Source organism: Tritonibacter horizontis (genome assembly GCF_001518015.1).
Taxonomy (GTDB): Bacteria; Pseudomonadota; Alphaproteobacteria; order Rhodobacterales; family Rhodobacteraceae; genus Epibacterium; species Epibacterium horizontis.
In genome coordinates, this window is record NZ_LPUY01000072.1 from 1 (window position 1) to 7,270 (window position 7,270).

At 69.5% G+C, this 7,270-nt stretch carries 9 protein-coding genes; 1 reads left to right on the top strand and 8 read right to left on the bottom strand.

The window, feature by feature from the left end:
- From TRIHO_RS12035 to TRIHO_RS12050, 4 genes are all read right to left on the bottom strand, one after another.
- The coding region (locus TRIHO_RS12035; protein ID WP_082705126.1) for a cobyrinate a,c-diamide synthase at nt 1–736 on the bottom strand (736 nt) is incomplete at its 3' end.
- 129 nt (nt 737–865) lie between these two features.
- Nucleotides 866–1,660 carry a precorrin-4 C(11)-methyltransferase gene (gene cobM, locus TRIHO_RS12040; protein WP_068243778.1) on the bottom strand — a complete coding sequence of 265 codons (795 nt, stop codon included), beginning with the start codon at nt 1,658–1,660 and terminating at the stop codon, nt 866–868.
- A complete protein-coding gene (locus TRIHO_RS12045) occupies nt 1,657–2,019 on the bottom strand; it encodes a cobalamin biosynthesis protein (protein WP_068243782.1) in 363 nt (120 codons plus the stop codon). Before TRIHO_RS12045 ends, cobM begins: the two co-directional genes overlap by 4 nt.
- Nucleotides 2,016–3,224 (bottom strand): bifunctional cobalt-precorrin-7 (C(5))-methyltransferase/cobalt-precorrin-6B (C(15))-methyltransferase, encoded by a 1,209-nt coding sequence (locus tag TRIHO_RS12050; protein ID WP_068243784.1) that lies wholly within the window; start codon nt 3,222–3,224, stop codon nt 2,016–2,018. Before TRIHO_RS12050 ends, TRIHO_RS12045 begins: the two co-directional genes overlap by 4 nt.
- Here TRIHO_RS12050 and TRIHO_RS12055 point away from each other — a divergent pair.
- The gene (locus TRIHO_RS12055; protein ID WP_068243785.1) at nt 3,223–3,972 is read left to right on the top strand and encodes a cobalt-precorrin-6A reductase; all 750 of its coding nucleotides are present in this window, start codon (nt 3,223–3,225) and stop codon (nt 3,970–3,972) included. The genes TRIHO_RS12050 and TRIHO_RS12055 overlap by 2 nt on opposite strands.
- On the opposite strand, the gene cobJ is transcribed toward TRIHO_RS12055, so the two are convergent.
- From cobJ to cobG, 4 genes are all read right to left on the bottom strand, one after another.
- A complete protein-coding gene (gene cobJ, locus TRIHO_RS12060) occupies nt 3,960–4,745 on the bottom strand; it encodes a precorrin-3B C(17)-methyltransferase (RefSeq protein ID WP_068243792.1) in 786 nt (261 codons plus the stop codon). The genes TRIHO_RS12055 and cobJ overlap by 13 nt on opposite strands.
- A complete protein-coding gene (locus TRIHO_RS12065; RefSeq protein WP_068243795.1) occupies nt 4,742–5,473 on the bottom strand; it encodes a precorrin-2 C(20)-methyltransferase in 732 nt (243 codons plus the stop codon). Before TRIHO_RS12065 ends, cobJ begins: the two co-directional genes overlap by 4 nt.
- A 2-nt stretch (nt 5,474–5,475) precedes the next feature.
- Nucleotides 5,476–6,105 (bottom strand): precorrin-8X methylmutase, encoded by a 630-nt coding sequence (locus tag TRIHO_RS12070; protein ID WP_068243802.1) that lies wholly within the window; start codon nt 6,103–6,105, stop codon nt 5,476–5,478.
- 3 nt (nt 6,106–6,108) lie between these two features.
- On the bottom strand, nt 6,109–7,270 hold a 1,162-nt coding region (cobG, locus tag TRIHO_RS12075; protein WP_232367777.1), incomplete at its 5' end, for a precorrin-3B synthase.

Genomic DNA, 7,270 nt, shown 5'->3' on the forward strand with positions numbered 1-7,270 from the left:
GGGCCGGGGGATTGGGCAGGGCACGCGGGGTGGGGGCGGCTGCCGTACGGGCCACCGCGCGGATCGCCTCAAGGTCGACGTTCTCGCGCAGGAAGGCCGCATAGCCCGCAATCGCCGCCTCCAGATCCGGGTGTTCGACCGCCTGGATCAGGCCCAGATGCCGCTCCGGCAGGGCCAGATCGCCGCGCCGGGGCAGGGAGCCGAGCACGGTGACACCCGCCCGCTCCATTCCCAGCCGGGTCAGACGGTCGTGGCGGGGGCTGGCGACGCGGTTCAGGATCACGCCGGCAAAGGGCAGGTCAGGATTGTACATCTTGAACCCCAGCGCCGTGGCGGCAGCGGATTGCGCCTGACCGCCCACGTCGATGACCAGCACCACCGGCCAGCCCATGCGCAAGGCGGTTTCTGCCGAAGAGCCAAAGCCCGACTGGCCGCGTGTGGCGACGCCATCGAACAGCCCCATCGACCCCTCGCCGATACAGATATCCGCGCCTTGCGCCTGGGTGGTGACGGCGTCCAGCAGCGCGCCATCCATCGCCCAGGTATCAAGGTTGAAGGACGCCCGTCCAGCGGCGGCAAAGTGAAAGGCAGGGTCGATATAATCCGGCCCGCTCTTGAAGGGCTGCACGGTCAGCCCGTCCTCGGTGAGTGCCCGCAACAGGCCCAGCATCACTGTGGTCTTGCCGGTGCCGGAGGAGGGGGCGGAGATCATCAACCCCTTGGGAAAGTCGGTCATTGCTTTGCGCCCTTCATTCGGAAGTTCCGTCCGGCCGACAGGCCGGACAGCGCCGGACCCTCCCCCCGGGAGGGCGCTTTCGCCCCCACCCAGGCTCGGGCGCTGTCCTTGGCATGTGTCAGCAGCCGATCAATCATCCCCATCGCTCCACTCGGACCAGGGGCTATCCGCGCTTTGCGGGCGGTAGCGGCGGTCGTAGTCCGCGCCATAAAGGCAGCTTTCGGCGAAATCTTCCGCGCCCAGAGCCTGGCCCGCGAGGATCAAAGCGGTGCGTCCGCGCGCCCCCTCAGTGGCCTCAATCACCGAGCCCAGAGTGGCCTTGACGATCTTCTGATCCGGCCATGTCGCACGCCAGACGATGGCGACGGGGCAGTCGGCGCCATAGGCCGGGGTGAGCCGCGCCACCACGTCGTCCAGCACATGTACCGACAGGTGAATGGCCAGCGTCGCGCCGGTGGCGGCGAAATTCTCCAGCGTTTCGCCGTCGGGCATTGCCGAGGCCCGACCCGAGGTGCGCGTCAGCACCAGCGATTGCGCGACACCGGGCAGGGTCAGCTCGGTGCCAAGCGCGGCAGCGGCGGCGGCAAAGGCCGGCACGCCGGGGGTGATGTCATAGGGGATGTCCAGATCGCGCAGGCGGCGCAGCTGTTCGCCCATTGCGGACCAGACCGACAGGTCACCGGAATGGAGCCGCGCGACATCCTGGCCCGCTGCATGTGCGGCGCTGATCTCTGCCATGATCTCGTCCAGCGACAGGGGCGCGGTGTTGATGATCCTGGCGCCCTCGGGGCAATGGGTCAGCAGCGCTTCGGGCACCAGCGAGCCGGCATAAAGGCACACCGGGCAGGCGGCGATCAGGTCGCGCCCGCGCAGGGTAATCAGGTCGGCGGCACCCGGTCCGGCGCCAATGAAATGAACGGTCATCTGTCTATCATCTCCGCAAGAGCCACGGTGGCAAGCCCATCCGTGGTCACATATCTGGTCTGGATCAGCCGCGCGCCCGTGCCCGCGCCAACAAGCGCGGCGGCTTCGGCCACCGATCCGGTGTTGAACCGCGCCTGGATGCGCGGGGATTGGGTGGCGGTCACGATGCCGGCGATCTGGTCGTCCTCCAGGCTGTCCACGGGCAATGTGTGACGCCGGGCAAAGGTCTGAAACACTGGGCTGACGGCCTTGTGGCGCAGGGTGACCAACCGGTCAGGGCGCTGTTGCAGCGCGGCAAAGGCCTCCTCCAGGCTGGTGTCCGTGGCGCGCTCGGAAAAGCCAAAACCGGCGACGATCATCTGGTCACGCTCCATTGGACCACCGGGCGCGCCCGCGTCCAGCCGCGCAGGCTGCCCAGGGGGCCGGCTTCGGCGATTTCAGCCCTGAGCAGCTGGCCGCCGTGGCTGGCATGGGCCTGCATCAGCAGCGTTTCCGTCTCCAGGGTGACCCCATTGGCGACGATCCGGGTGCCTGCGGGCAGGGTTTGCCAGAGGTGATCGAGCAGCGCCTGACTGCCGCCACCACCGATAAAAACGCAGTCCGGTCTTGGCTGATCTGCCAGAACCTGCGGTGCGCGGCCCTCGATCGCCGTCATCCGATGGGCGAGGCCGAAATCCGCGGCGTTGCGGCGGATGTTGGCCAGCCGGTCCGCGCGGGCCTCAAAGGTGGTGGCCGTGGCGCCGCGCGCCGCCAGGCACCATTCCACCGACACGGACCCGGAGCCGCCACCGATGTCCCACAGATGTTCGCCCACCCGCGGGGCAAGCGCCGACAGCGTCAGCGCCCGGATCGGGCGTTTGGTGATCTGCCCGTCGTGGGCAAAGCAGGCATCCGCGCGCCCCGCAGCCTGCGACAGGCCGGGGCCCGCCGCGACGAAGGCCGCCATCACCGGCGCCTCCACATCGGTGAGGGCATAGCTGGCGGCGGTGGTCTCGCGGTGGCGCGCGTGTGGCCCACCAAGCCGTTCAAGCAGGGTCAGGCCGCTGTCGCCCTGGCCGATGGAGGTCAGATAGGCCGCCAGCTCAGCCGCCGCCGCACCATCGCGCAGGGTGCAGATCACCTGGCTGCCCCTTCCCAGAAGCGGGCGCAGCCGGGCAAATGGGGCCGCATGCAGGCCAAGGCACAGGGTATCCTCCAGCCGCCAGCCGAGTGTACTGGCCGCCAGGCTGAAACAGGAGGGCGCGGGATGTGACACCCAGTCGCCCGGATCGAGATCGCGCAACAGGCTGCCGCCGGCGCCGTGCCAGAAGGGATCGCCAGAGGCCAGCACCACGCAGGCCCGCCCCCGTGCCGCCAGCACCGGTGCGGTGGAAAACGGCACCGGCCAGGGCTGCCCCCGCGCGCCCGCGTCAACCAGATCCAGATGCCGTGGCCCCCCGATGATGATTTCTGCCGCCGCCAGCGCGGATCGGCTTGCATCCGTCAGCCCTTCAAGGCCATTTTCGCCCAGCCCGATCAGGGTCAGCCAGGGCCGTTTTGTGGGCGCAGTCAAAGGATCAGACATGACCAAACTCCTGCTTTTGGGCGGCACCACCGAAGCCTCGCACCTGGCCGTCCACCTCGCGGCGCATTGGGCGGGAGCCGGGCGTCAGGCGGTGTTCTCTTACGCGGGCCGGACCGCGCGCCCGGCGGCGCAGCCGTTGCCCTGCCGGGTCGGCGGCTTTGGTGGCGTGGCCGGGCTGGTGGATTACCTGCGCCGTGAAGGCGTGAGCCATGTCATTGATGCCACCCATCCCTTTGCCGCGCAGATGAGCGGCAATGCGGTGGCGGGCTGCGCCGCGGCGGGCGTCGCGCTCTGCGCGCTGGAACGCCCGGCCTGGCGCGCGCAGCCGGGCGACAGCTGGCGTCATGTGGCGGATATTGCGGGTGCGGTGGACGCACTGCCCGAGGCCGGCGCGCGGGTGTTCCTGGCGATCGGCAAGCAGCAACTGGCGGAATTTGCGGCCAAGCCCGCCAATCGCTACCTGTTGCGGCTGGTCGACCCGCCCGAGGGGCCGCTGGTGCTGCCCGACGCGACGGTGGTGATCGCGCGCGGCCCGTTCACGGCGGCGGCGGATGCGGCGTTGATGCGGGCCCATGGCATCACCCATGTGGTGGCCAAGAACGCCGGCGGCACCGGGGCCGAGGCCAAGCTGACCGCCGCCCGGACCCTCGGGGTGCCGGTGGTGATGATCGACCGGCCGCAGATCCCGGCGCGGCGGGTGCTGGGCACCATCGAGGCGGTGATGCGCTGGCTGGATCACGAGGCCTGACCATCCGGCGTCTTCGGCTGATGGCCGGGGGCAAAGCGGGGGGTATAGACATAGGGCCCGACCCGGCGGGTGTCGCGATTGCCAACGATCACCACGGTGCGCATATCGGCCATCTCTGGCCGCGCGTCGCGCAGCGGCAGGGTCAGCAGCGTCTGTCCCGGCTTGGTCACATCGCGGGCGAAGGTGATCAGCGTCTCCTCGCCGCAGGCGGCGCGCAGCACCTCCAGTGCGCGGGCAAACTGATGCGGGCGGGATTTCGACCGCGGGTTGTAAAAGGCCATCGCGAGGCCGGCCTCGCCCACCAATTGCAAGCGACGCTCGATCAACTCCCAGGGTTTTAGATTGTCGCTGAGGTTGATGGCGGCAAAGTCATGGCCCAGCGGCGCGCCAATGGCGGCGGCAGCGGCGAGCATGGCGGTGATGCCGGGCAGCACCCGGATGTCCAGTCTCTGCCAGGCATCGGGGCCGGCCTCCAGCGCCTCGAACACGGCAGAGGCCATGGCAAAGACCCCCGGATCGCCGGAGGAGACCACGACGACACGCCGCCCCTCTGCCGCCATCTGCAGCGCATGGGTTGCGCGGTCCACCTCGACCCGGTTGTCACTGGCGTGCAGGGTCAAGCCGTCGCGTGGGGCGATGCGCTGCACGTATGGAACATAGCCGACCACATCGGTGGCCTCGGCCAGAACGTCCTGCACTTCGGCGGTTACCATTCGGTCAGAGCCGGGGCCGAGGCCCGCGATGACCACCCAGCCTTTTTGTATCTCGCTCATGGGCGCCGTCCTGTTCCGTGCAGCAGCACGATGGAGAAATAGGGCACCTCGCCGGTCACATCGCAGAGCTTTTGAACCGTCTGGGCGGGCATGGTGCCGCGTTCCACCAGCCAGGCGTCGTCGGCGCGCCCCGCTGCCGCCAGCGCCCGGCGCAGCTTGGGCAGGTTGCGGCCGATCTTCATCACCACCAATGCGTCGGTTTCGGCAATGCGCTTGGTCAGTTCTGCTTCGGAGAGGGTTGCCATGGCCACGGTCAGCACATCATCGCCCCAGGTGATCGGCTGGCCGGTCGCGGTCCAGCAGCCGGACATGCCGGTGATGCCGGGGATGATCTCGACCGTGGCCCGGCCCGCCAGCCGCGTGTGCAGATGCATGAAAGAGCCATAGAGGAACGGATCGCCCTCGCAGAGGACCACCACGGTGTCCTGACGGGCAATCTCGGTCAGCGTGTCGGCCCATTGGTCGTAAAAGGCGGCAAGTTGGCGGTTGTATTCGGGGTCGGAGAAATGGATCTCGGTGGTGACCGGATATTCCATCGGATACTCGGTGACCCCCTCCGCCAGCAGGCCGTCGACGATGGCGCGCGCCTGTCCGGCACGGCCTGCCTTGCGGAAATAGGCCACATGGCGGGCGGACTGAAGCGCGCGCCAGGATTTGACGCTCATCAGTTCGGGATCGCCGGGGCCGAGGCCCGCGCAGATGACTTTGCCGGTGGGGAGGGCGGTCATGTCTATTCCTTCCAGGAGGCCAGGGCGTTGACGGCGGCGACGGTGATCGCCGATCCGCCCAGCCGCCCTTCGACGATCATCGAGGGCACCGGCAGATCCGCCATCAGCGCATCCTTGGATTCGCGGGCGCCGACAAAGCCGACGGGGCAGCCGATGATGGCGGCAGGGCGCGGGCAACTCGGATCCTTGAGCATGTTCAGCAGGTGAAACAGGGCCGTGGGGGCATTGCCGATCGCCACCACGGCGCCCGCAAGATGCGGCCGCCACAGTTCCAGCGCCGCCGCCGAGCGGGTGTTGCCCATGTCCTGGGCCATCTGGGGCACCTTCGGGTCGCGCAGGGTGCAAAGCACCTGGTTGCCCGCAGGCAGGCGGGGGCGGGTGATCCCTTCCGAGACCATATAGGCATCGCAGAGGATCGGCGCGCCCTTGGCCAGGGCAGCGCGGGCGGTTTCGGCCATGCCGGTTGAGAAGCGGATATGCGCCTCCAGCCCGACCATGCCGGCAGCGTGGATCATGCGCACGGCAACCACCTCTTCGTCCTTGGTGAAGCGGGCAAGATCGGCTTCGGCGCGGATGGTGGCAAAGCTTTCGGCGTAGATCTTGGCGCCGTCGGTTTCATAGGTGTGCAGCATGGGTCAGGTGTCTTTCGTCAGAACGTCCGGGGTGCGGCGCAGGGTGGTTGCACTCAGGGAGCGGCGGGCAGGGCGGGCGTCTGCGCGCCCGCCCCGGATCAGGTCAAAAGTGTCAGGACCGGTGGCGGTCAGGGTCAGGTCGGCGGCGCCGGGATGGGCGCAGCCTTTGGCGCAGCCGGACACATGGAGGTGCAGGCCAGCGGGCAGCATCGGTGCCAGATCGCGGGCAAGGGCGCGGGTTTGCGCCTGCGCCTGCAGGCAACCGGGTGCGCCGGTGCAGGCACTCACCTGCAGGCGCGGATCCGGGGTCTCCAGGATCAGGCCGGGCAGGGCGGCGATGTCCGAAACCCCCTCCAGCAGCAGCATGCGCCAGGGGGTCAGGCGCAGGGGCGCGGCATTTGCCAGGGCGGCAAGGGTTGCGGCGGGCAGCTGGCCGAACTCCAGCGCGACCAGTCGGCCACCGGCAAGGGGGCCGGGAGCGGCCGTATAGGCGCTGGTTGCCCCGGGTGCGTCATGCGCAGGGGGCGGACCGCGGCGCGCAATCAACCGGTGCATCCGGCCCCGACCCTCGGGCGCGCCGCCCTCGGCCAGAAACCAGCGCGCCAATGCGATGGCCGCGGCGGCGGCGGTCTGTTCGGTCACTTGCCGCGCCAGATCCGCGCCGTCGGCCCGCAGGGTCAGCGCCTCGCCCGCGCCCTCGATGCGGATATCGGCGGCCACCTGTTGCAGAACCGGGCTGTCCCCCGCATCAACCGCAAAGCCGAACTTGCCGGGCAGGTCCAGATCCGGTGCCGCCGCGAGGCGCGCCGAAAGGTCTGCCGCGATGCGCTGGCTGCGGTCGCCGGCGGCCCAGAAGGGCGTCAGCAAGAGATTGCGACGCGCCTCGACCCCGGCGTCGCGCTCCACCAGACCGTGATCCTGCAGGGCGGCGATCAGCGCCGCGTGATCCTCGGGGCGGACACCGCGCAGTTGCAGGCTGGCGCGGGCGGAGAGGTCCAGAATACCATTGCCAAAGCGCCGCGACAGCGCCGCGACGGCGCCCGCCTGTGGGCGCGACAGCCGCCCCATCGGCGGACGGATCCGGACCACCAGACCATCGCCGGACATCATCGGGCGCAGGGCGCTGGGGCACCAGCCGCAGACCTTTGGCGCCGGGGCGGGGGTA